General features: G+C 39.2%; 19 protein-coding genes and 1 CRISPR repeat array. Of the genes, 2 read left to right on the forward strand and 17 right to left on the reverse strand.

Annotation, left to right across the window (positions count from 1 at the left end):
- Positions 1 to 322 precede the first annotated feature (322 nt).
- Positions 323 to 1,384: direct repeats of the CRISPR family, unit length 37 nt; unit sequence GTTTCAATCCCTGATAGGGATTATTGTTAATTGCAAT.
- Between the two features lie 255 nt (positions 1,385 to 1,639).
- The 12 genes from cas2 to cas3 all read right to left on the reverse strand — a co-directional run bounded on the left by cas2 (position 1,640) and on the right by cas3 (position 14,855).
- Positions 1,640 to 1,912 (reverse strand): CRISPR-associated endonuclease Cas2, encoded by a 273-nt coding sequence (gene cas2 / locus AACU32_RS03355; protein WP_096597855.1) that lies wholly within the window; start codon positions 1,910 to 1,912, stop codon positions 1,640 to 1,642.
- A gap of 42 nt (positions 1,913 to 1,954) precedes the next feature.
- Positions 1,955 to 2,959 (reverse strand): type I-D CRISPR-associated endonuclease Cas1d, encoded by a 1,005-nt coding sequence (gene cas1d / locus AACU32_RS03360; protein WP_096597857.1) that lies wholly within the window; start codon positions 2,957 to 2,959, stop codon positions 1,955 to 1,957.
- A gap of 452 nt (positions 2,960 to 3,411) precedes the next feature.
- Positions 3,412 to 4,005 (reverse strand): CRISPR-associated protein Cas4, encoded by a 594-nt coding sequence (gene cas4 / locus AACU32_RS03365; RefSeq protein ID WP_096597859.1) that lies wholly within the window; start codon positions 4,003 to 4,005, stop codon positions 3,412 to 3,414.
- 85 nt (positions 4,006 to 4,090) lie between these two features.
- On the reverse strand, positions 4,091 to 4,930 hold the full coding sequence (gene cas6 / locus AACU32_RS03370) for a CRISPR-associated endoribonuclease Cas6 (RefSeq protein ID WP_096597861.1): 840 nt from the start codon (positions 4,928 to 4,930) through the stop codon (positions 4,091 to 4,093).
- A 39-nt stretch (positions 4,931 to 4,969) separates the two neighbouring features.
- Positions 4,970 to 5,581, reverse strand: a complete 612-nt coding sequence (locus AACU32_RS03375; RefSeq protein WP_096597863.1) for a 2OG-Fe(II) oxygenase — start codon at positions 5,579 to 5,581, stop codon at positions 4,970 to 4,972.
- A gap of 104 nt (positions 5,582 to 5,685) precedes the next feature.
- Positions 5,686 to 6,393 (reverse strand): type I-D CRISPR-associated protein Cas5/Csc1, encoded by a 708-nt coding sequence (gene cas5d, locus AACU32_RS03380; RefSeq protein ID WP_096597865.1) that lies wholly within the window; start codon positions 6,391 to 6,393, stop codon positions 5,686 to 5,688.
- A gap of 5 nt (positions 6,394 to 6,398) precedes the next feature.
- Entirely contained in the window at positions 6,399 to 7,421 is a 1,023-nt protein-coding gene (gene cas7d / locus AACU32_RS03385) for a type I-D CRISPR-associated protein Cas7/Csc2 (RefSeq protein ID WP_096597867.1), read from the reverse strand.
- Between the two features lie 87 nt (positions 7,422 to 7,508).
- Positions 7,509 to 10,982 carry a type I-D CRISPR-associated protein Cas10d/Csc3 gene (gene cas10d, locus AACU32_RS03390; RefSeq protein ID WP_096597869.1) on the reverse strand — a complete coding sequence of 1,158 codons (3,474 nt, stop codon included), beginning with the start codon at positions 10,980 to 10,982 and terminating at the stop codon, positions 7,509 to 7,511.
- On the reverse strand, positions 10,975 to 11,418 hold the full coding sequence (hepT, locus tag AACU32_RS03395; RefSeq protein ID WP_096597871.1) for a type VII toxin-antitoxin system HepT family RNase toxin: 444 nt from the start codon (positions 11,416 to 11,418) through the stop codon (positions 10,975 to 10,977). Before hepT ends, cas10d begins: the two co-directional genes overlap by 8 nt.
- Positions 11,415 to 11,861, reverse strand: coding sequence for a type VII toxin-antitoxin system MntA family adenylyltransferase antitoxin (gene mntA / locus AACU32_RS03400; RefSeq protein WP_096597873.1), 447 nt, complete (start codon positions 11,859 to 11,861; stop codon positions 11,415 to 11,417). The genes hepT and mntA overlap by 4 nt, the downstream gene beginning before the upstream one ends.
- A 134-nt stretch (positions 11,862 to 11,995) precedes the next feature.
- Positions 11,996 to 12,187, reverse strand: coding sequence for a hypothetical protein (locus tag AACU32_RS03405; RefSeq protein WP_096597875.1), 192 nt, complete (start codon positions 12,185 to 12,187; stop codon positions 11,996 to 11,998).
- Between the two features lie 460 nt (positions 12,188 to 12,647).
- Positions 12,648 to 14,855, reverse strand: a complete 2,208-nt coding sequence (gene cas3 / locus AACU32_RS03410) for a type I-D CRISPR-associated helicase Cas3' (protein ID WP_096597877.1) — start codon at positions 14,853 to 14,855, stop codon at positions 12,648 to 12,650.
- Between the two features lie 96 nt (positions 14,856 to 14,951).
- On the opposite strand from cas3, the gene AACU32_RS03415 reads away from it, so the two are divergent.
- Positions 14,952 to 15,818, forward strand: a complete 867-nt coding sequence (locus AACU32_RS03415) for a helix-turn-helix transcriptional regulator (protein WP_096597879.1) — start codon at positions 14,952 to 14,954, stop codon at positions 15,816 to 15,818.
- A 216-nt stretch (positions 15,819 to 16,034) separates the two neighbouring features.
- On the opposite strand, the gene vapC is transcribed toward AACU32_RS03415, so the two are convergent.
- From vapC to AACU32_RS03435, 4 genes are all read right to left on the reverse strand, one after another.
- The gene (vapC, locus tag AACU32_RS03420; protein WP_096597881.1) at positions 16,035 to 16,439 is read right to left on the reverse strand and encodes a type II toxin-antitoxin system tRNA(fMet)-specific endonuclease VapC; all 405 of its coding nucleotides are present in this window, start codon (positions 16,437 to 16,439) and stop codon (positions 16,035 to 16,037) included.
- Positions 16,436 to 16,690: a hypothetical protein gene (locus AACU32_RS03425; RefSeq protein WP_096597883.1), complete on the reverse strand. Its 255-nt coding sequence runs from the start codon at positions 16,688 to 16,690 to the stop codon at positions 16,436 to 16,438. The genes vapC and AACU32_RS03425 overlap by 4 nt, the downstream gene beginning before the upstream one ends.
- 6 nt (positions 16,691 to 16,696) lie before the next feature.
- Positions 16,697 to 17,566 (reverse strand): fructosamine kinase family protein, encoded by an 870-nt coding sequence (locus AACU32_RS03430; protein WP_096607837.1) that lies wholly within the window; start codon positions 17,564 to 17,566, stop codon positions 16,697 to 16,699.
- 86 nt (positions 17,567 to 17,652) lie between these two features.
- On the reverse strand, positions 17,653 to 18,933 hold the full coding sequence (locus AACU32_RS03435) for a M16 family metallopeptidase (protein ID WP_096597885.1): 1,281 nt from the start codon (positions 18,931 to 18,933) through the stop codon (positions 17,653 to 17,655).
- A gap of 225 nt (positions 18,934 to 19,158) precedes the next feature.
- Here AACU32_RS03435 and AACU32_RS03440 point away from each other — a divergent pair, with 225 nt between their 5' ends.
- Positions 19,159 to 19,581, forward strand: a complete 423-nt coding sequence (locus AACU32_RS03440; protein WP_096597887.1) for a hypothetical protein — start codon at positions 19,159 to 19,161, stop codon at positions 19,579 to 19,581.
- Here the strand turns inward: AACU32_RS03440 and AACU32_RS03445 are convergent.
- Positions 19,578 to 22,454: a pentapeptide repeat-containing protein gene (locus tag AACU32_RS03445; RefSeq protein ID WP_096597889.1), complete on the reverse strand. Its 2,877-nt coding sequence runs from the start codon at positions 22,452 to 22,454 to the stop codon at positions 19,578 to 19,580. The two genes, AACU32_RS03440 and AACU32_RS03445, sit on opposite strands and share 4 nt — an antisense overlap.
- Positions 22,455 to 22,523: the final 69 nt, after the last annotated feature.

Raw genomic sequence — 22,523 nt, forward strand, 5'->3', positions numbered from 1 at the left:
ACATCAAGTCGGTATGTTTTTTTCAGATTACCGCTTGGGATTATGACGCTTTTTTAGGTCTTGTTTATCCTTGTCATCTCCCCATTAACACCAGTGTGCCATATCTGCTTTTAGCTCTGATTGTGTCCTGTTTCCAGCTTCACTCTCTAGAATTCCGAGTCTAGTCGGTGTGGACAGGTTGGGAGTCACTGTTTCCTTTCCAGGGTAGGATTCTATACCTACATCCGTGAATTAGTTATGAGATTTTCCAGGTTTCATCCGGATTTTTCTCACCTAGAGCTATATACTTGGTAGTATTTTTTACTCTAGAACGAGTCGCACTGTTTCAATCCCTGATAGGGATTATTGTTAATTGCAATAAACATCAATACTTTCAAGGAACTTATCCAAGCCACGTTTCAATCCCTGATAGGGATTATTGTTAATTGCAATAATACTCAACAAGCATGAGAAGAATTTAAAACTTAGTTTCAATCCCTGATAGGGATTATTGTTAATTGCAATCTACATTCACCACACCTCAACAAGCTACCGCCGATTTGCTCGTTTCAATCCCTGATAGGGATTATTGTTAATTGCAATTACTCTCAAAGAGTCTGGCTACTACTGCCAGTATGTTTCAATCCCTGATAGGGATTATTGTTAATTGCAATTAGGGTTTGTTAGGTTTGCTCACCCATAAATCCTTGTTTCAATCCCTGATAGGGATTATTGTTAATTGCAATGTCGGTGGTCATATCCCGCCCTTTCTCGTGGCTGATGTTTCAATCCCTGATAGGGATTATTGTTAATTGCAATATCGGGATATTTAAATGCAAATTCATCGAGATTAGTTTCAATCCCTGATAGGGATTATTGTTAATTGCAATTCAGAATCATTCCAAAGCTTGCTATGTTTTGAATATAAATCGTTTCAATCCCTGATAGGGATTATTGTTAATTGCAATACTACCAGATGAAGTCCCACCACCAACAAGAGCGTTTCAATCCCTGATAGGGATTATTGTTAATTGCAATCACCTGCCGCTTACTTATCCAAATATGTTGGTAAGGGGTTTCAATCCCTGATAGGGATTATTGTTAATTGCAATTTTATTTTAAATCTCTTAATATATATTTTCCACAGCTAGTTTCAATCCCTGATAGGGATTATTGTTAATTGCAATGCAGTGGCTTGTTGAGGTGTGGCAAAGGTAGCGAAAGTTTCAATCCCTGATAGGGATTATTGTTAATTGCAATATGCATCAACTTCTATCTCATCTTTAATTTGTTCAATGTTTCAATCCCTGATAGGGATTATTGTTAATTGCAATAAAATACTCTGCTTGTTAAGCCTACTCTCATGGGGTTTCAATCCCTGATAGGGATTATTGTTAATTGCAATCGCCCGGAGTTGAAAGCGTTGATATATTTGGTTTTCAAGGTGCAGTTCCGTCAACCTCCAACCAAAGTATCTCTTGGGTGCTTGAGTTGTCAATAGGTATCAGGGATCAAAAAGCTCAAAAGCTTGTGTAGCAAGGGTTAGAGAGTTTGCGTCAACCTCATCATAGGTGTAAGAGGGTTCAAAAGCAGCAGGGGGAAGCTTTTGGGGCGTAAAATTTTCCTTCATGTTTCCAACACCTACTGGTTGACGCAAAACTCAAGCAAAGAACACTGTGGTGTCGATTGGCATTTCGCCGCCGATGCGCTCAATTTTACCTTGACAGCAAGCGCAGAGGAAGTAAAATCGGATGCTGTCTTGGTCTGGCTTGATTAATTTAGAGAGACGCGATCGCAGTTTAGCATACTGAGTGTGTGTCAAGTCGCACTCAAAAATCGAATACTGCATCCACTGTCCATAAGATTTGAGAACCTTGTGAATTTTCGTGCGGCGTTTGTCTTCTGGTACGTCGTAAGAAACTACTACAAACATAGGGGCTGGGGGCTGGGGGCTAGGGATTGATTTGTGAATTTATTACTTCATTACTAAAGGGGGATATTTATCAATTTCTCCAAGCAGATATTTAGCAAGCAACCGTGCTTGAATTTCAAAAGTTTCTTGATAAGAATGTTGCTTTTGCAAGATGGGATGCTTAAATTTATCTTGCTTCTTTTCTTGATATAGTCGCAGAAAAGTATGTAATCCTTCTTTAGTTAATGAAACAGCATTACTCACAGGTTCCGTAATAAAGTCTTTTGGTGTCAACATCCGGCGATTGATTGCTGTGAGAACAACAGCATCTACTATTAAAGGTCGAAATTCTTCCATTAAATCTAATGCTAAAGAAGGTCTACCATATCGCTCTGTATGCAAGTATCCTAAATAAGGGTCAAAACCTACAATATTTAAAGCTCCTTGGATATCATGACGTAGTAAAGAGTAACCTAAACTCAACAGAGAATTTACTGGATCTACCGGCGGGCGACGATTACGGGTGGTAAAACTAAAATCATCGACACGAATTAATTGATTGAAACAGCCAAAATATGCTGCACTACCGGCACCTTCTAAGCCTCTGATAGAATTAATTACATCGACTTTTTCCAAAGATGCGATCGCATTAGTTAATTGCGTGATACCAGCACTCAAATCTAGTTCAGAATAGCGGCGTTGAGATTGTAATAAAGTCTGACGGTAATTCTTCAGTTTACCTCTGACAAAACCTTGCGTGACGTGAATAGCTTGGGCTGATTCACCTGCGGCTTTCCATTGAGCATTACGAACAAAAATGTTTTTACTCATTTCCGGTTCTAAGCGAGCAATATATTTACCATTATTTGTGAGTAAAGTTAGGGGAATTTTTTTATCAATCAGTTCAGCGATCGCAGCCGGAGAGATACTGGATCGTCCCATGACTACTAAACCATCTACTTTAATCAGCGGTACGTCTAAAATTACTTTTTTGTCAAATTTAACATTGAGACGTTCATCGTTTTTGCTGATAAAAGAATCATCTTGTGTAACGTAAATTGTTCCCATGATTTGATTCCCAAATAAATAACATCTTTAGAGAATGTTTTAAAAGTCCTGTCGTCGGTAGCAAAAAATTCTAGATCCCCCTAAATCCCCCTTAAAAAGGGGGACTTTGAGTCCAGTTCCCCCCTTTTTAAGGGGGGCTAGGGGGGATCTGAAAGTACTTATAATCACAGCCAATCACTTTTCAAACAACCTCTTAGACAAATAGAATTCGCAACTACACAACCAAATAGGAATTATGCATTGACAATCAATACCAAATATGAATAATGGAAAAAACACACCAATTGTAGGGGTTTAGCACTGCTAAACCCTCCATAGCGCTTGTGAGAAATGCGGAAATAGTGGAAATCTCAAAAATTAACTAGTGCAGCTTGACAGTAATACCTTTCTTGCCTTCTGCCTGCTCACTGAGCGTAGTCGTTCGCGGAGCGTCTCGCAGAGAAGTGCTGCCTTTATACTCCAGCTTCCTGATAGCTTTTGAGCTTATCTATTACTTTGGGTAAACATTGCGAATAAAGACTGCATCCTTTGCAGCGTTTGCTGTAAACTGCTGGTGGCATAATTCCAGTTTGCAGTAAATTTGTCACAGCGTTAATTGTGGCGATCGCACTTTCTCTGAGTTCTTGATTAATCTCTACTAATTGGCGTTGATGGGAGTGAGCATAATAGATATATCCAATATTGATAGTTCGCCCTGTCATTTCTTCTAAACACAAAGCTTGGGCGCAAACTTGCAACTCATCATTATCCCATTCACCTTTACGTCCCCGCTTATATTCCACAGGGTAAAACTCACCAGATTCAACCTCAATTAAATCAGATTTGCCGATTAATTGATACTTTTCTGACTTCAGCCAAATCGCCCGAACTTGCCAAGTTTCTTCCCGCTGTCCATCGCCTGTAGTGTGGACGCGATCGTGTAAACTTGTCCCTTCAATAGTATATTGGTTATCGATAAATTCCCCTGCACAAAACATCCGCCAACAGCGATGGGAACAATAGGCATATTGATTCAAGGCCGCAATCTGAATATATTCAGTGTTCATTATCATTTGTCATTTGTCATTTGTCATTTGTCATTTGTCATTTGTCAACAGTCAACAGTCAACAGTCAACAGTTAACAGTTAACATTAAAACCGCCTTATCATCCCCATCCCCATTGTTGTTTTTCGCCCAACTCCTGCATATAATGCAAAGTCAGCTAAGGCGTTAATTTGCTTAATTTGTATTGGTTCAACTTCTCCTAAAATTCGATAGCTAACTTCGCCAATAATGCCGATAAATTTGCTGCGAGAGTCGGCTAAAATTTCTGTGTTAATATTGACGAATGAGGGAAAAATTGACTCGATGGCAATTTCCGAAAATTCTATACCGCTGTATTTATTCCACCGTGAAAGTAAGGAATTAAAAACACATTCTCTGGTAGGAAGAGTAGTATCAAACTTTCCTTGGCGGAAAGCGGTAGGTGTGGCGAAGGTGAAGTTAAGAGTGCGTTCTTGAGCGATCGCTTGTTCGTACAATTGAGCGTAGGTGCTGGCGTTTGCCCAAGGTTGAATTGATTGGGGTGTACCTTGGATGCTGGTAATGTATAAATCAGCGGGGCCAAGATGCCACGGGTGTTGGGGGTTGAGATTTAGCCATAGTTGGGTAAGTCTGCCAAAAAGAGTGTCATCTAATAGAGAAATGCGCCACCAACAAGGCATTCCGGCTGGGATTGGTTGTTGATGTTGCCATTGCAAAGTATGGTGAGCAATTTTAGATTGATATTTGCTGCGTTCCCGTTCCTTGAGTATTTGTAAGGGGGAGAGCGTAAAAGCTTTATCTGCGGTAGCATCATGCAAGCGATCGCCTAATGCGGGATCTACAGAACTCACAAGTGTTAAAAATAGTGCGTGCAGATGTCTACCCGTGAGATATTGGGGTGGAATCGGTGACTGGGGAAGCAGATTCAGAACAAGGCTATGAGGCATATTTTAAAAGTCAAAAGTCAAAAGTCAAAAGTCAAAAACTTACTTGCGTTTTTTTGTTGCATACTGAGCAACTCTTGACTCTATGGTAAATTCTGGGATTTCTGCAAGTTCTACCTCGCTTAAACTATACTGTTCACAAACCAAACTCAGGCGATTTCCCGGTGTTCTCACCGCGTTGACAGAATGGGTTAAATCACCTTGAAAGTGAAGTAAAGTATTCATTTGCGGCTTAATTTGCCCAAGTTGGCGTTTGTGCGACTGGAGTACTAGTTCTCCTCCCTGCATATCGGGAGGTACGCGCACATAGAGAACACTGACAAACAGAGGCGGTTCAATGGTTTTGCAGTAAGAACGCAAAGAGCGATCGATGTGCGGATCGACACGGGAGCCTTCTTTGAGCAATAAAGGATTGAGGTAAAAAGCATTACAGTTAGTCTGGAGAGCCAAATCTAGATAAGGCTTGAAGTAGGGAAACTGTTGTTCTACTTGCTCTATGTGTGATTTTTGAAACACCACAGAAAATCCCTTCGTCCCGACAAAATCGCGGTTGAGGTTGTTGACAGCAAAGTAAGGACAAGCATGGATTTCCCCCCATAAGTCATTGAGGTAATTGCTGGGGAAGGCGTTTGGTTGTAGTTGATAGTGTTTCACTGTGGGTGTGAGGAAATTTGTCCAGTTTTGAGTTTTAGGGTGCGTTAGGCGAAACACCGTAACGCACCGCCAATGATATCAGGATGTATGCATCTAAGAATTGATTAACCTTTAAAACGATATTCCATCCGCACAGGAATTTTTATTTCTTGAAGTCCATCAAATTGGTAATATTGTCCCCGAATTTGGACATTTTGAATTAAGCTAACAGGTGGCATATTGACCACATCATAGCTAATCACTTGATTTGTGAACATCACATCTAAAGGATTTAAGGGATATTTACAGGTGAATAAACCTTCAGCAGTTTTAGGTTGAGGTAATTCTTTAACTTTCAACTCAGCCTTACTCATCCATTTACCTAAGCGAATCCACTTTGGTAATTTGAGTGTTTTTTGAGATATGAGAAAAAACTCAAACTCACTTTCCGGAGCAATTTCTTTAGCTCTGCCAAAACTAGGAATATTCTTTTGGGTTTTCTCCATTTCAACATGGTAGTTGTTGTTAGCATACTTCCAAGTATTGAGAATGGCTGAATGGCTAATTGCACGCGCCGGAGTCAAATAAATTCCCTGTTGATTCAGTGGTGTGAGATGCTCCTCATATTTTGGCACTTGCTCAGGACAAAAGTAGCGATAGGAATGTTCTTCAGCAACGGTAGTAGAGTAGATTGCACTATCAACTAATCCCAACGCATAACAGAGAGCATAATTATGAATTACTGGCTCTGTTTCATACAATCGCCCAATTTCACGAGTTGCATAATAAAGGCTGTCGTGTAGTTCTAATTGACAACGGTAGATAATAGTCATGAAAATTACTTAGCTGCTACTTTATCTTTGCCTTTTATGTGTGCTTTGGCATAGGCTTTAGCTTCATCATCTGCTTTTTTAAGTAATTTTTTCAATTGTTCCTCATTTCCAGTAATAGCTTTTACTTCATTGAGCAAAGTTTCAAATTTTCCATCAAGAAAATCATCATGAACAATAAATTCATCTTGCATTAACTTAGCAATTGTATTTTTTGCAGCTGCGATGACATCATCTTCATTTAAAGGATCAGGTAAGTGAAGCTGATTATGATCCTTCATATAGTCATAAATTGCTTGAGTCCAGCGTAAATTACTAATGATTTCACCGTCAGCAAATATTACCCCAACTAACTCATTTCTTACCTTTCCTGTACGAGTAGTTTGTGCCCCATAGTGACGAGTGCGGAGAATATTGTTGAAAACATACAAGAAGCTGGCTTCTGTAGGGTCTTTTAAGGTAACAATACTAGGGAAAAATACTTGAGGTTTAATGTGGTCTTGTTGATTAATCCGACTTGTAACTTCACCAATTTTAGAATCCTTTTCACCTTTCGATGTCATTGTTCCATTTTCAAAAAGTGCATTGAGTGTAAACGTTTCATGTGATTCAGCAAAATCAGTAATAGAAAAGGCTGAATCTACAACTACTTTTGATTTTTCAGAACCAGAGTCACCAATCGCAAAACCATAAATAATACAGTCTGGATTATCCATTGCAAACTTTACATTATATTCGCATTCATCAATTTTCATCAATTCATACTTTCGGAGTAATTCTCTACCAACTAAACGTTCCGGTGTAGACTGCTTTCGCTTAAACATGGTGAGGCGACTAATAGTTTTTTGACTTTCAGGGTCATTCTTCTTTATACCAGCCCGGACTCGTGATTTATTTAATTCTCCATCAGTTTGAAATAAAGGATAAGATTCAGTAATACGTAAAGTAAGAAAGTGGACATAGCTACCCATTGGTTTATAGGGAATCTCTTTTTGAAAGTATTTAGCATCAACTGTTTTCAAAAAACTCATAATTTTGCTCCTAGTGTTTGATGTACAAAATTGCATTATTGAACTTTGTCTTTTGATTGAATAAATATGATTCCTCTTAAATCAAAATTATTCATCTTCATTGATATCGATATCTTCCGTATCTAAACTATCAGTGTCATTGTCATTTTTTTGGGGTTGTTGATAATTAGCTAGGCGATATAAATACTCGCAAGTATTACGAATATAGTTCATTTGTCGCCCCTGTAACCGAGCGCGATCGCCTGCGAAAGACTCACTAAAAACCTTACACACAAAATATTCAGAAAAATCCCTAATTGCTTGTAATTCCTCCTCCCTATTACTAATAATCCAGCGCCCTTCTGCTCTAGAAGCATGTACTCTTTTCATTAGCTGAAATAATTCTGCTGTCACTAAATCAACTAATGCTTCATCTTGAAAACTGACATCAGCTTTAAGAAGTACATCAGCAGCAACGTCTATAGGTTTAAGAATTGCATTAGCTGGAATTGGTTGTTTACCAGTTTTTTTGGCGTGTCTGTAAAATTTCCGAAATCGCTCAGTTAATTCTTTGGGATGATTTAACGCTGATTTTTGTGTCAATTCCCATTCCTCCAATTCAAAATTATATTCTGTATAAGGGTCAAAACAGGGATAGAAGTAGTAAGCATAGAGCTTGATTTTATTAATGCTAGGTGTTTCAACACCTTGGCGACGTGTCCAACTCTTGAGATAGCTAAAAACATTCAAAGGACTTGTTTCTAAATCCCTAGCTAATTCAGTAAATTTACCCCAGTTAGAATCATACTTGCCTTTGTTTTGTTTAGCATTAACATCAAGGTGAATTGCATAAGCCGCAGTTAAAATGTTCAATGGTGCTGGATATTTTTGTCCATTTTCTTCCCAACCTTCGAGGATGTAGTCAAGTCGAAATCTATCTCTTCCTACTAAAATGCGAAAAGCTTGCGGCGCACTATCAAGAAATACACTCTCCTCAAATTCAGCACCATCATTAAAGGGTGGAATTGGTGACTCAGAAACCACAGTTTTCACATCTAAAATAATTGGAAAAGCAAATGCTAACCAACTTGGCATAATCCAAGATTCTGTATCTGTGGGGTCGCGTCCTGGTGGTAACGCCATGAAATAAAATGTTAGAGGCTGGTCTTCTGGGTAAGAAAGCTTAAATGTACGATCTTGTCTATGTTCTGGGTTATTATCAGGTAAATCTTTCTTGCGTTGTAATTCCTCATCAATGAGAAACGTATCCACACTTTGGTAACGATTCCTGCCAAAATCTGCCTCTAAATCATCACTGATAAAATGATTGCGAATACTAGCATTAAACCTAGTTTGAGCAATGTTCGTGTAAGCAGACTGAAGAAATTTATTAGTTTCTGGTGTGCAGTAATAAGTTGGATAGAAATAGAGATAACGATATTTACCATCCTCAAAACGTTTACCTACAGCTTGAGTCTGATTCATTAAAATTTGTCGCAGCATCATTTCCACACCTGCAATGCTGGAAATATTGCGTTTAGCGTTAGAACCACCCAACATTTGTTTATTGGTATAAACTTGGGGAGTAAATAGTACCGCAGATTCCATTTGTTCAGTAACTGTATAAGCCGAATGGGAAATTGAGCAAATTAACTCTCTTCCTCTCCCTGATTTCTTCGCCAACTGATAGCGTTGTAACTCATCTAGAAATACTTTTTTAGAATCAGTATTTTGTATATTACTTTCAGGAAGAATCACAACTCGCTTTACCCACAAACGTAAATCTTGCCAACCATCAGGTAACTCATATTTACTTACAATTGGTGAAATTAACTGTGCAATATAGTTAATGACATCCGTGCAAACTTTTTCAATATTTTCTGGCTCAGTAGGATAATATTCTAAATACTTGGCTGCCAGATAATACCATTCATAAGGTACACCGCCAGTGTTACCTTTAAGTTTTAATTCTTTTAATTTTTCATTAATTTCTTCAATTTCCCGAATTTGTGGTAAATACTGTGTCAAATTCCATAACTTCGCTACTTCTTCAATAAAATTTAAGGGTGGTATTGGCGGTAATTCATTTTTATGCTTTTTCTTATATTCTTTCCGTACTTCTTCAATTTTGTTAACTTTCTCACCCCAAATTTTACGGCTGATAGCATCGCAAAATTCAGCAATTTGGTCAATCCGCATATCATCAGAAAATTTAAAATTATAATTAGCAGAAAGAACATTTTGCTGTTGAAATTTCACTAAGTTATCACTGCGACTTTGAGCAACAGAGTTTTTACCAGCTTTGAGAATACGTAAGGTAGCCTGAAGTGCAACTCGCATCAAACCCACATCATCAAAAAAGTTTTCATAGTATTCGGCATACTTCATGCCTTTACCATCTCTACCAAAACCAGTTTGACGTTGAATTAGCTGCTCTCCACAAAGTTCTTTAATTTTTTTTACCACCCTATCTGGTAAATCTTCAGTATCTATATTTGGTGCTTGATGATGAGTCAGGTAAACTACACCAGTCGGCAAATATAGTAATGGTTTGTAATATTCACAATCATCTGTATTTAAAGTAGTGTGAGCCTCCATGACAGCATTATTAACCACATTGGTTAATACACCTCTATTTTCAGCAACACTGTGATAACTGAATTTCAATTGTTTATCACTAACATTGTGGAGAATGTTATTTAATGTTTCATGTTTTGCATCTTGGGGATGTTTAATAACTGAGGCTAGTAAATCAGCTAAACAGGTTAAATCAGCAAGACATATCAAGATGTAGTCATCAATTTTTGGTTGTAACCCATGTTCAGAAAGATTGAGATTTGTGTCATGGCGACGTTGGGCATTGTAGGCGATAAATAGCAAATCATCTCGATATTCTTGCCATTTTGTAGGTTCATCAGGACTGATAAATTTATCAAGGCCTAATTCATAGACAATCACATCTATAATCTCACGGTGCGCAGCTATAGATAATTTACGAATGTCTTGTTCTTTATCTTGACGAACTGCTTGATAATCTGCTGGCATTTTCGGAAATAGCCGATAATCAAACTTTTCAAAATCATGGAGAATAAAACCAGCAATTAATAATCTCCGTTCTTGTGCTTGGATTATCCTTTTTGCAGTGGTATTAAGTTTTTTAAGGCGACGTTCTATTAAATTAGCTGGTAGTAACCCATTGAGTAGATGAGTGTTTAAAGATTGGTCGCCTGCATTATCCCGCCTAATATTATCTCTACCTTTCTTTTGGTCAATATAATCAAAAAATTTTCCACCTTTGGCTGTGACTCCAACAGCTACCCGTAAAAGATTGGGTAAAACATAATTGCTGAACTCCTCCATAATTAAATCATCTTGGTTTTCAGATTTAATGGCCTTTTGCAATAACTTCAGGGTGAGGAGTTCTGTGGATTGTGTTTCTACCTTGTAATGAGATATTTCTTGAAAGTCCGAGTCATCGCCTGACATCCAATCATCATCGGATGCTTGAGTGGTTGGAGTATTTTCTGTTTCCAAGAGTGATAGCTGTTGATATTTTTCGGAATTTTTGCTTTTCTTAACCATCTTCTTCACTCAATGAAATTAAATAAGAGTTAATTTGTCTGACGTAAAGTGGATATTGCTGTAAAGCGAAACTAATCGCTCTAAAAACTTGTTTTGGATCTATATCATCATATTCATGAACAAGACGATTTCTTAGTCCTGCTGATGGTGCTAATTGCCTTCCTAGCTCTGGTGCTATTACTTGATATTTACTAAGTTCAATGAAAGCTTCAAAGTTAGTAGCAGAATTATCAGGACTTAATTTTGATAAGATGTGTTCATTGATATCTATTGCAGCTTGAATCATTAATTGCAGTAGTCTTTCTACAATCAGTTGTTGATGAAAATCAGCTAAAAATTCATCAAGGCTAGTAGAACTAAATTCTTGTAAAGTATTGTAATATTTGCTAATTAACTTTAGCCTAACTAAAACTATTTCGGGATCTATATTACTCATGCTCCCCACTTATTTAGTTCTATTTCAATAATTCGGTGTTGCTCTTGACGAAATTTTTTTAACTCTGATTCAGTTTTTAATGAAGCTAAGCGAAAAGACTCAAATTGTTCAGGATATTTTTCAAACATGACAATTCCATCACGAGCAACGAAATGAGCAATTAGCCAAGAGCATTGATTTAGTTCTACAATATCAATGTTGTCAGGATTAATTTTCAATACTTCCCCAATAAGCATAGGTAATTCAAACAAACCCGAAATATTATTTTCCGTGTAAGTCTGACGCTGTTCTTCATCACAAAAAACAGCAAAATCCCAGTCACTATTTACCTTGGTTTTAGCAGTAGCTCTAGAACCAAACAGAACTAACATTTGGAGATAAGGAATTCTCTCAGGAAGTTGTTGAGCAAATTCTTTAAGTTCGGGAATTGTTGGTGTTTTCATGGTATTAAAGTTTTAACGCATCTTGCTACCTACCACTCTCAGCACCAGAAAATTATTTTTTGAATGCTATTAAAATTTGACTTTTGAGAATAAGGGGACTTTTAAGATGATTTATTTTCAGCCCCCTTTAAATTTTAGGCAGCCAATTTCATCAACTCAATAGGTATTGAGCAAGTTGGCTCTGGAAATAAATCGAGTTCGAGCTGTTCGTACTCGATGTATTGTGGAACTTCCTCGAACTGCTTTTCTTTACCATCCTTAGCAGTAAAATGCTCAGATGTGTAAAGACTTAAGTCGAAGAGTTCCAACTGCTTATAAACATCCATGCAGTTGAAGCTCCATTTACTTTTTGTGCATGGTGGCTCTTGTCCTCAAAGAGGGGTGACAGCGTCGGCAGCGTGTTAGCATTTGTGGCAACGCTCATGCGGCTGAAGTAAGGAACTATCCACACCGCAGCCGTAAGAGCGTCGTCTATGCTCAAACATCGGTGACAACGAATTTCCGTCTCTGAACTTGAAGGCTGATACCACCGCCTAAATAATAACATATGCAATAAGTTCAACATCGGAAGACCATTTGAAAATTTAGACTAAATAGTTATAAAATCAGGGTGGGCGAACTTTAGCACTGCTTTCAAAAATTTGGGCAGTTTAAAATCCCTATCAGGGATTGAAATTTCCGATGCTGAACTTGAAGGCTTATACCTTCTCGCCCAAATCTGCAAGCCGTTACATTTGTTGAATAAGGGTTTGCAAGATTCTAAAATCCCTATTAGGGATATTAAAATTAGACTATCCATATCTCTTTCCCTTGAAAACGATGAGCTTGAGTATCTAACAACAGAGCAGACTGTCCAAATGCTATTGAGTATGGTGGTGTATTATCTAAAACACTATACTGATCGCTAATTGGATAAATTTGGAAGTGCATTGGTAACTGTCCTTTATGGCGCACTGTCTCTAAAGGAAAAGGTAATAGATAACTGACTAATGCCTGCTTCTTCAACTGCTTGTTAATCTCACTAATCCAATAATTTTCCGGTTGCCAAACTTGGATACCCAACAACACTTGCACATCCCAAGTATCAGCAAAGGGTTTCAAGTTCCCAGGATAGGTAAATTTCCAATCTAGTCTCTCTTCCCGATAGCCAAGTAACTCCATAAATCCTAGACAATGCTTGAATCTGCCTTTGGGGATTGGTGTATCTGTCCGTTCTGCAATTTCTTGGCGACGACGTTCAAATTCTTTAGCCGTCATCGGTTTAATTTCTAAGTTGCTGAGAATTCCTGGTAAATCATAGGTTTTGAATTTATCGGCCTCATTTTGTTCTGTAGTGTCATAAATTCCGCACAGTAAAGGACTCGTACCCCGAAAACTCGCTGCTTCATCAGCAATGGGATTTCCTTTATCAGTTTTTGCAATTGCGTGCCATTCTTCTTCCCATTTTTTGCTTAGCAAAAATACCGCTTTCAGGTTTACCTTTTTCTGATTAGTGCTGAAAACTAACTCACAATCGTTCTTGAGTGCTTCCTGGCTACCTGCTGCATATTGCTGCTTAATTTTGGGATGTCCTAACTGTCGAACCAATCGCATCGACTGAACTACTCCCCATTTAAAGTAATATCCTGTAAAGTCGTTGATTTTGCGGTAACTATCCCGAATTTTATTTTCTAAAAATAGACGTTCGTAAACTTTGCCTGACTCTAAGCATGGTAATTCCTTATTTTTTTCATCCTCATCAAAAAGCTTTTTGAGTAGGAAGTCAGGAATAAGTGCATAGGCTGTGAAATCAATAAAATTTATTTGCTGTCCATTACGTTCATAACCATCATGCCGTCCTAGTCTGCCTAAACGCTGGATGAAATTTCCTGCATCTGCTGACTCAAAAAATAAGAAATTGATTTTGAAATCTACACCAACATCAATAGTGCTTGTTCCCAGAACTAAATCAGCATCAAGGGATTGTTCTTTAGTTTTCTTCCCAGATAAACCAGTATTTTCTCTAACTATGAAATCATGAGGTTGGAGAAAAGTTGTGAAAAAAGTAGTTAACCGCTTAACTGCGGCAATAGAATTAAGAATTATTGCGCCTTTACTACCTCGATGCTTTTGTAAATGATTGAGAATCAAAGCTGCATTATCTTTCAGCCAAGTCTCTGATGCTTTAGAAATAGGTTCTAATGAGACAAATTGTAAAGATACTTCCCTCGTGACTTTTCGCCAACCTTGAGTTTCTAACTGCTGACACTCAGCAATGGTATCGGGAAATTGATATTTTTTTTGTTCTTTTGGGTTAATTTCATGACAGCGAAATCCTGCTAATTTAAGCCTCTCAATTAACTGCTGATTTGGTGTAGCAGAAAGAAATAAAAACTTTTTCGGTCTATTAGTGTGATGAATTAACAACATTGTATTAATTATGCTGGCAATCTGTGGCGCTTGAAATACATGAAATTCGTCAACCAGAATCACATTGAATCGCTTATCGATTCTATTCCAGAGTTTATCAGGACTATCTTTATAGAGTAAATATGCGCCACGATGTAGGTAATGAAAAATATCAAGATTAGTAATTAAAATCTCTGATTGTCCTGCGCGTGTTTCTAAGGCTGCACCTTTTTTCAAGTTTTCTTCTTCAGCATAAATTTCTAATTCTTGCCCACTTAATCGATTAACACGCGGTTCATGTTCAGGCTGGAATTTCTCAATATATTCCTTAATTTGCTTTTCCTGATCTCTAGCGAGTTCGTTAGTGGGATATAGCCCTAAAACAGGGGAGTATCTTTGTAAAATATCCAGGTAAGCCGCTAGACTTTTACCATCGCCTGTCATTGCAGTGTTGAACACTACATCAATATTTGGATCGCGCAATGCTTCTAAAGTGGCGGCTTGATGCCAAGAAAGCGACCAATTTTTAGGTAATTTCACCCCTTCAGGCGTTGGGACGGTTTGGGAATATACAGGTTTGAGAGTAATGCTGTAACTTTCGGACATACACTTAAATAGTGTCCGTAACTGGTTGTTAAAATCCATAATCGCACTCAAAATAGAGATTGGCAAGAAGTGTAAGTATTAAAGTGTCCGTACAAAATGAGCCGCAAAGGTCAGTCGATAACTCTCTCACTCAAAGAACACGATAAAGCCGAACTAGAAGCGATCGCTTTAGAGTTCGGTATGAAGTGGGGCGATCGCCCGAACATCTCCAAGCTGATAGAAGCGATCGCCCAACGTAAGTTACTCATCGGTAAAAACAATAACTGGTCAGAAACTCGGATCAGGGCTTTACATCGTTGTATCAATGCTTTGACAGACATTGGTCAAATTGAACAAGCCCAAATCATCGCCAACTTACTTCTAGAACGCAGCGAATTATCAATCCCGTTACGAAACGAAATTGAACGCTTCCTAGAAAATCTTCCCCCGCCTTGGCGTTTAGAAATAGACCGCTATATCCTACGCCACCAGCCTTTTCAGCTTTCCTATCAAGATGCTGCGGGGCGTTTATGGAACTTTACTATTCGCCATGCTAAGATTACTCCCCATGAAAAGCGACAATATCTTGATTGCTGGTGTGAGGAAACTGAAGGAAACTTTGATATACCAGAACTAGTTCACAACTGGAGTTTACGATTAGACCGCATTACCGATGCTGCTGTGACTTCCATTTCCGGTGAATGGCGTAGTAATTTGGATGAAATACAGATAGAAATGCATTTATTTGCTGGTTTAGCTGTTGCCTATCAAGCCAAACCAGAAGACGATATCAACGAATGGCTACCAGATCAACCGCGAGTCCGGCGAGTTCTCAGGCGAGTATCGAGTACATTTTGGTTTAGCCGCGAAGTTATGCAGTATGCGCCAGATTGTGTAGTGGTGTCGCCGGAAAATTTGCGCGATCGCCTCAAACAAAAACTCCGCACCCTATGTCAGTTGTACGACATCGAAATCAGGGAGTAAATTAAGTTTACGAGTTGCAAATTAACTTTTGCGACTCGTAAATTAAGTTTTTGACTTGCAAATTAAGTTTTTGAATCGTATATTAACTTCACGACTCGTAAATCAAGCTATATAGCAGTGCAAAACAGCAAAGCTGTACAAAACGCTAATTTTGCAAAAATAAGACAAATTATGGCATAAAAAGGGTAGGCATATTGTTATTGGTGCATATCTGGTTCAAGATTCTTCCCAATCTTCAATTTGTAATTCATTTACACGCGCAAATTCTCCAGTATTGTGCGTTACTAATATCAAATTATTAGCGATCGCTATAGCTGCTATCTGCAAATCATTGGGGCCAATAGGAGTACCCTTAGCCGCCAATTCTGCACGAATTCGTCCATAAATTATGGCTGCTACATCATCAAAGGCGAAAGAAACAAATAAATTGAGGAACTGTTGCTGTCTAGTGAGTGTAGTTTGAGAATCATTACTCCGCATAGCACCATAAAATAGTTCTGCTTTGACTACAGAACAAACAGCAATATCTTCCCGATTTGTTGCCCGTAAACGTTGCCTGACTGCTGGTGATTTACCATTGAGATAACGAGCGCAAACATTAGTATCTAACAAATACTTCACACAATTTCTTCTCTACTTTCAAAATCTCCTTCAGAATCGATAACAATTGGGTCATCTTGACAACTACCATAAGTCTGTTCAAAAAAACCGGGAGGCCATCCTAATTCTTCTGGTGTTTTTGTTGTAGTGGTGGCTTCAATCGGCTGATAAATTACCATTACTTCTACTTCTTTATCCTTCAAGCCTACCGGAACTTCTAAATGTAAAATGCCATCTTGTCCTACACGGGAACGTATTTTAATACTTTGCATTTCTATTTATCCTTGCAAAATTTGGTCAATCATCCGGTTCGCTTGGGAACCATAACCGCCGCCAAATAAATTGAAGTGATTAATAATGTGATACAGGTTATAAAGTGTTTTTCTCTGCTCATAACCGGCATCTAAAGGAAAGACTTCGTTATAACCTTGATAAAAAGCGGCTGGGAATCCACCAAATAATTCTGTCATGGCGATATCAACTTCGCGATCGCCAAAATAAGTCGCCGGATCAAATATCACTGGTTCGCCAGACACCGTACACCCCGCATTCCCGCCCCATAAGTCACCGTGTACTAAGGAAGGTTCTACCTGATGATTCGCTAATAATTCCGGGATAGCGGCTAATAATTTCTCTTGCTTGGGAAAACTACCCCCCTTTCGCCTAGCTAACTGAAATTGATAACCCAAGCGATGTTTAGCATAAAATTCTGCCCAATCTGTCGTCCAAGTGTTGATTTGGGGCGTGGAACCAATAGTATTGTTAATTTTCCAACCAAAACCTTGACTGCTAGTCGCTTTATGCATTGCTGCTAGCTTCCGCCCCATTTCTTGCCAAGAGTGCGAAGTCGAAGCACCTCCTATTTCCAGCCATTCCAAAACGATGTAGCCAGAATGCCCAGATGTACCCCAGCACAAGGGTTGAGGAACGCGAATACTAGCTGTATTGAGCATTTCCTCCAACCCCAGCGCCTCAGCTTCAAACATCGCCACTTGGGATGCTTGATTCAGTTTGACGAAGTAAGTACGTTCATCATCAGAGACAGCATAGCCTTGGTTAATACACCCACCACTCACCGATCGCTTGTGCTGACTCTGAAATTTTTCCCCCGTCACCCGGCTAATATGGGCATCAATTTCTGTCCACATCATTGTTGTCATTTGTCATTTGTCATTTGTCATTTGTCAATGCCCCATGCCCCATGCCCAATGCCCTATGCCCTATGCCCAATGCCCTATGCCGGCTTGAGAACAACTACACCATAAGCATCGGGAGTCAGATATTGTTGGGCGGCTTGCATTAAGTCGGTTGCTTCTTGGGCTTGAATATTCGCGGGGTAGTTAAAGGCTGGTTCTAAATCTCCCAGCATGGACTGATAATAACCATACAACCCAGCGCGATCGCTTGGTGTTTCATTACCAAAAATAAATCTGTTGGCTACCCGTCGCCGTACACGGGCAATTTCTGATTCTTTGACCAGTTCTGTGTGTAAAATGCGAATATGTTGGGCGATCGCAGCTTCTACCGCCTCTAAATTTTCTACTGCACACTTAGCGGTAATATAAAATGTCCCTTGCAGCTGGTTACTCATATTACTTACACCAATCGAAGACACCAAGCTGCGTTCTTCCCGCAAATCATGTACCAGCCTTGATGTGCGTCCGTGTCCTAAAATTCCGGCTAAAACATCCAGCGCATAAGTTTGATTGATAAATTTCAACCCAGGAACCCGCCACACCATCACCAGTCTTGCTTGTTGAAGACTTTCATCAACAAATTCTTGACGCACAATTTCTGTAAATGCAGCTTCGGGATGAAGTACTGATTCTATCCACAGTTGGGAGTCTTTGGTCTTAGTAGCTTCACTAATTCCTTGAGCAACAATATCAATTAATTCTTCCGTGGGTAAATTACCTACAGCCACAGCCGTAATTGACTGGGGTTGATACAAACTCCCGTGGAAATCTCGCATTTGCTGGGGTTGGAGTTGGGAAATCACCGATTCTGGCCCCAATACCGGACGGCGATAGGGTAACCGTTCAAACGCCATTTCCATCGCCCGCCGAAAAGTCCGCCGCTGGGGATTATCTTGGGAACGGCGAATTTCTTCCAGCACTACCAAGCGTTCCCGTTCAAAAGCATCATCCTCAATACTGGGATTCAATACTACATCTAGTTGTAGCGGGGCAAGTTCAGCAAAATCCTTGGGAGCAGTGGTTATATAGTAGTGAGTATAATCTTGGCTAGTAGCGGCATTAGTAACGGCTCCCCGCTCTTCAATGCGACGTTCAAATTCGCCGCTAGCTAGGCGTTCTGTGCCCTTAAAAATCATATGCTCTAAAAAGTGAGCCATGCCGTTAATGGTATCCGGTTCTACCGCCGAGCCAACTTTAATCCACAAACTTAGGTTAACGGCATCAATTGGCATTTGCTCCACTACTATTGTCAACCCGTTGGGTAACTGGTGCAGCGTTGGAGCATTGAGACGGGGAAATTTTATCAGGGTTGATGTCATTGGTAGTTGTGAGTGGTGAGGTGAAAAGCTGCTTTACTTCTTTAATCTTATCTAGGACTGATAGCGAACTGTGTCCCTTCCCTCTACAAAAGTCATACGTAGAAAGTATTTATGCAAAATAAAGTATAAATTTTTCGTTGTAAATAGAGCGATCGCAATGACTTTATGTCATTAATTATGCTTAATTCCTGAGCAAAATTATCCCACCAGTAACCTAAAAAACCAATGCCAACTGAATTTTATGCGATCGCGATCGCTGGATCTATCTTGTTCACGATCATTTTGATTTTCGTCCTCAGCGTTGATTGGAACAAGCTAGGGAAATACTACAGCACCAATGAACCACCACCAGCAAATGTCTCGCGGTTTGAATATGGTTCTGTGGGTATAGCGTATTACAAAGGCTCTTTAAATGTTGGTGTTACTCCCCAAGGGCTGCATTTGAGTATTTTTATTTTGTTTAACTTTGGGCTACCGGCTTTGTTGATTCCTTGGAGTGCAATTAGGAAACTTGAGCCGGCTAATCAATTATTTGCGCAGCGATTTCGTTTGTATCTCACTGAGCCAGATGTGAAGATTATTCTGAGGAAAGACGCTTTGGAGCCGGCGAGGAAATATTTGGCTGCACAGGGTATTGAGTGGATTTAGATTTTGCGTTTTAGAATCGTGCCGCGAACATTTGCGCCCTCAAGTTTCGCACCTTCAAGTTTCGCCCCTTCAAGTTTTGCACCTTCAAGGTTCGCATCTTCAAGATTCGCCCGTACAAGATTCGCCCGTTCAAGACTCGCCCGTTCAAGATTCGCCCGTTCAAGATTCGCCCGTTCAAGATTCGCCCGTTCAAGATTCGCCCGTTCAAGATTCGCCCGTTCAAGACTCGCCCCTTCAAGATTCGCCTCGAAAAGAATCGCCCCTTCAAGAATCGCCCCTTCAAGATTCGCCCCTTCAAGATTCGCCCGTACAAGACTCGCCCGTTCAAGAATCGCCCCTTCAAGATTCGCCCCTTCAAGATTCGCCCGTACAAGACTCGCCTCGAAAAGATTCGCCTCGAAAAGATTCGCCTCGAAAAGATTCGCCCCTTCAAGATTCGCCTCGAAAAGATTCGCCTCGAAAAGATTCACTGTGTACAAATCTTGGTACCGGAGAATACTATTTTGCAAATCCAAAAAGCTGAAGCAATTCAAGCAAAAAATCTTACTATTACTATCAACTCTTTGTCCACGTAGGCGAGAAACCCAATTACCAAAAGCTTCAGGAGAAGGCCATTTAATCTGAGAAACATTTTTTGTTGCTCTTGCACAAGCATTCAAAACAGCTAACAACGCCTCTTCAGCATTACGTGCTTGTCGATTTGCTTCCTGAAAATTTGGTAACTGCAATTTCTCCATCGGCATTCCATTTTTTAGCATATAACTTATCAAGTCACACATTGTCTGCTGCCATTCACCAACATCAACCTGATACTTATCTTGCCGTAACCGAATTTCATCGATAATAAAGTTAAAAATATAATCATCCATAGCAGTTAAACCGCATAACTCTGCCCAGCGTTTTAAAGATTCTTGTTTATTCCATCCGTCATCGGGATCTTCTTGGTTAGCTTTGAGCTTTTTATGGATGAGTGCTAATTCACGCACAATGCGTTTGGCTGTTAAATATTCACCAAAGCTTTTGTGGGTAAATTCAAAAGTCTCTTCACGACCTTTTAAGCCACGTTGCCGGAAATAAAAAGCAGTTAAGAGACGAGTTAAGCTAGCTTTTTTATCTTGCTTAAATATATTTAATATTCGTTCCAGAAGATTGCCGTCACAATTTTTTTCAATTTCTGAAACCGTCGTTACCCTGACATCTCCTCCATGCCAAGCAGCCACAGCAATACTTTCCAGGATGCGAACAAAATCTTTTTCTGCAACCCCCTTAATTACTGGATTATCATTACCCCAACTTCTTTGATAAACTGCTGTGAGTAAATCTGCATAAATTTCATTGAGGTTGCTGTCCTCGGAAAATTTAACTGCACCGCGAACAAAACTCAAAGCAACCAAGTAATTTAATAACGGCTGGGATGTAATTTCTCGCAAATATCCCTTGTCTAATTCTGCGGGTAAGCTGTCATATCCATGACCGCTGGCTTTACCATATTTATCCCACCAAATTTGCCTTTGGTCTTGCTCTAATAATTTTTGAGCATCAATGTAATTATTCTGCCTTCTTTCTTCCTTATCTACAAAATAAGGGAGAACATGAAGGATTTGCTTGGGTTTACGAAAATCGCTTTGATTTCTTTGTATAACCAATTCTCGCCCACTAATTAAAACCTGCAAGCGAGTTTGAACATGATTAAATGCATTGACTTGTCTTTGTACTTCACTGACAAACTTCTGGGCAACTTCTTCTGCAATTTTGCCTTGCATGGCTAATTCATCTAAACCATCAAAAATAATTAGTAATTTTTCTACTTTGTTTTCTTTATTCAAAGGATTAGGTGGAAGAGGAATATCACGCAGATCATTAATAAACTTGCCAATACCAATAACTAAATCATCTTCTGGATCAAAAAGATGCAGGGGAATAAATAAAATTGAGATTTTGCCTAACTTTGCCTGTTGCGCTGCAAAAAATTTAGAGAAGGAAGATTTACCACTTCCTGGTCCGCCACTAATTACTCGGATAGCATCATTTTTATCAGCTTGGTCTAACCAAGTTTGCAGTTCTGCTTGTAAATCAACAACAATCCGCTTATTTTTTTTATCTTGTTGATAATTTTGTCTTCCCCCACTGGCAAAATCATCATCATCTTCACTTTCAATTTTGCTTTCATAGTAAGCGCGGAGGGGAACGTACACCTGTTCCAAACTAAAGGCTTCGGAAAACATCCTTTCATTAATTTGTTTTTGCAACCATGTAGAGTAACGTTGCCAAGCTTGTTCTCTTTCACCTGCTTTAATAAAGGGGGTATTTAGTTCATTTTGTAAAACTACATATTTATCGCTATTTTTTTTCCATTCTTCAATAAGTGAATATACAAACTCTGTGGAAAGACGATTACTAATTGCTTCTGCTTGTGCTGGCGTGGTAACAAACTCTGTTAACCACTGACGAAAAGGTTCTTTGATGGCTGGAACAATGGCTAATTTTTCAGGATGAGCAAAAAAGTTGCTGTCAATTGTTAATTCTGTATCTTCCAGATTTTGGAGACAATTTTCTAAACGGGTTTTAACTATCGTCTCAATCTCATCATGATCAACTTTTTTCAGTAAATCCTGATTATCATCTACTAAACTAGCCATTGCTTGCATTAAAGAACGAAAAATTAGCAGCCAAGCTATTTCTCCCGGTTCTTTAGCCAAGCCAACTGCTGCACCCATCTCTACCAAATTTTCGGGGACGTTGCTAACATTACCAGTCAACCCATTTACTACAGCTTTGCTTAGTGCTGTGAAGCCACTCCCGAAGTTAACATTAAGACGCTTGCTGAAAACGGAAACAGGCTGCTTGATAAGAATTCCCGGTTTGCTGCTCATAGCTGTTGTATTGTGTTGGTAAACATGGTTAGCTCAGATATTTAAACCATGTTAGCTAGTAATTTTACG

It is taken from the genome of Calothrix sp. NIES-2100 (assembly GCF_963875285.1).
GTDB lineage: Bacteria > Cyanobacteriota > Cyanobacteriia > Cyanobacteriales > Nostocaceae > Aulosira.

What these genes read in the sequence shown, in the direction of transcription:
- cas2 (WP_096597855.1), bottom strand. Translation starts at nt 1,912, where the DNA reads ATGTTTGTAGTAGTTTCTTACGACGTACCAGAAGACAAACGCCGCACG.
- AACU32_RS03440 (WP_096597887.1), top strand. Translation starts at nt 19,159, where the DNA reads ATGCCAACTGAATTTTATGCGATCGCGATCGCTGGATCTATCTTGTTC.
- cas6 (WP_096597861.1), bottom strand. Translation starts at nt 4,930, where the DNA reads ATGCCTCATAGCCTTGTTCTGAATCTGCTTCCCCAGTCACCGATTCCA.
- AACU32_RS03425 (WP_096597883.1), bottom strand. Translation starts at nt 16,690, where the DNA reads ATGCAAAGTATTAAAATACGTTCCCGTGTAGGACAAGATGGCATTTTA.
- cas3 (WP_096597877.1), bottom strand. Translation starts at nt 14,855, where the DNA reads ATGTCCGAAAGTTACAGCATTACTCTCAAACCTGTATATTCCCAAACC.
- cas7d (WP_096597867.1), bottom strand. Translation starts at nt 7,421, where the DNA reads ATGAGTTTTTTGAAAACAGTTGATGCTAAATACTTTCAAAAAGAGATT.
- cas1d (WP_096597857.1), bottom strand. Translation starts at nt 2,959, where the DNA reads ATGGGAACAATTTACGTTACACAAGATGATTCTTTTATCAGCAAAAAC.
- AACU32_RS03415 (WP_096597879.1), top strand. Translation starts at nt 14,952, where the DNA reads ATGAGCCGCAAAGGTCAGTCGATAACTCTCTCACTCAAAGAACACGAT.
- cas10d (WP_096597869.1), bottom strand. Translation starts at nt 10,982, where the DNA reads ATGGTTAAGAAAAGCAAAAATTCCGAAAAATATCAACAGCTATCACTC.
- mntA (WP_096597873.1), bottom strand. Translation starts at nt 11,861, where the DNA reads ATGAAAACACCAACAATTCCCGAACTTAAAGAATTTGCTCAACAACTT.
- AACU32_RS03435 (WP_096597885.1), bottom strand. Translation starts at nt 18,933, where the DNA reads ATGACATCAACCCTGATAAAATTTCCCCGTCTCAATGCTCCAACGCTG.
- AACU32_RS03430 (WP_096607837.1), bottom strand. Translation starts at nt 17,566, where the DNA reads ATGTGGACAGAAATTGATGCCCATATTAGCCGGGTGACGGGGGAAAAA.
- cas4 (WP_096597859.1), bottom strand. Translation starts at nt 4,005, where the DNA reads ATGAACACTGAATATATTCAGATTGCGGCCTTGAATCAATATGCCTAT.
- AACU32_RS03405 (WP_096597875.1), bottom strand. Translation starts at nt 12,187, where the DNA reads ATGGATGTTTATAAGCAGTTGGAACTCTTCGACTTAAGTCTTTACACA.
- cas5d (WP_096597865.1), bottom strand. Translation starts at nt 6,393, where the DNA reads ATGACTATTATCTACCGTTGTCAATTAGAACTACACGACAGCCTTTAT.
- AACU32_RS03445 (WP_096597889.1), bottom strand. Translation starts at nt 22,454, where the DNA reads ATGAGCAGCAAACCGGGAATTCTTATCAAGCAGCCTGTTTCCGTTTTC.
- hepT (WP_096597871.1), bottom strand. Translation starts at nt 11,418, where the DNA reads ATGAGTAATATAGATCCCGAAATAGTTTTAGTTAGGCTAAAGTTAATT.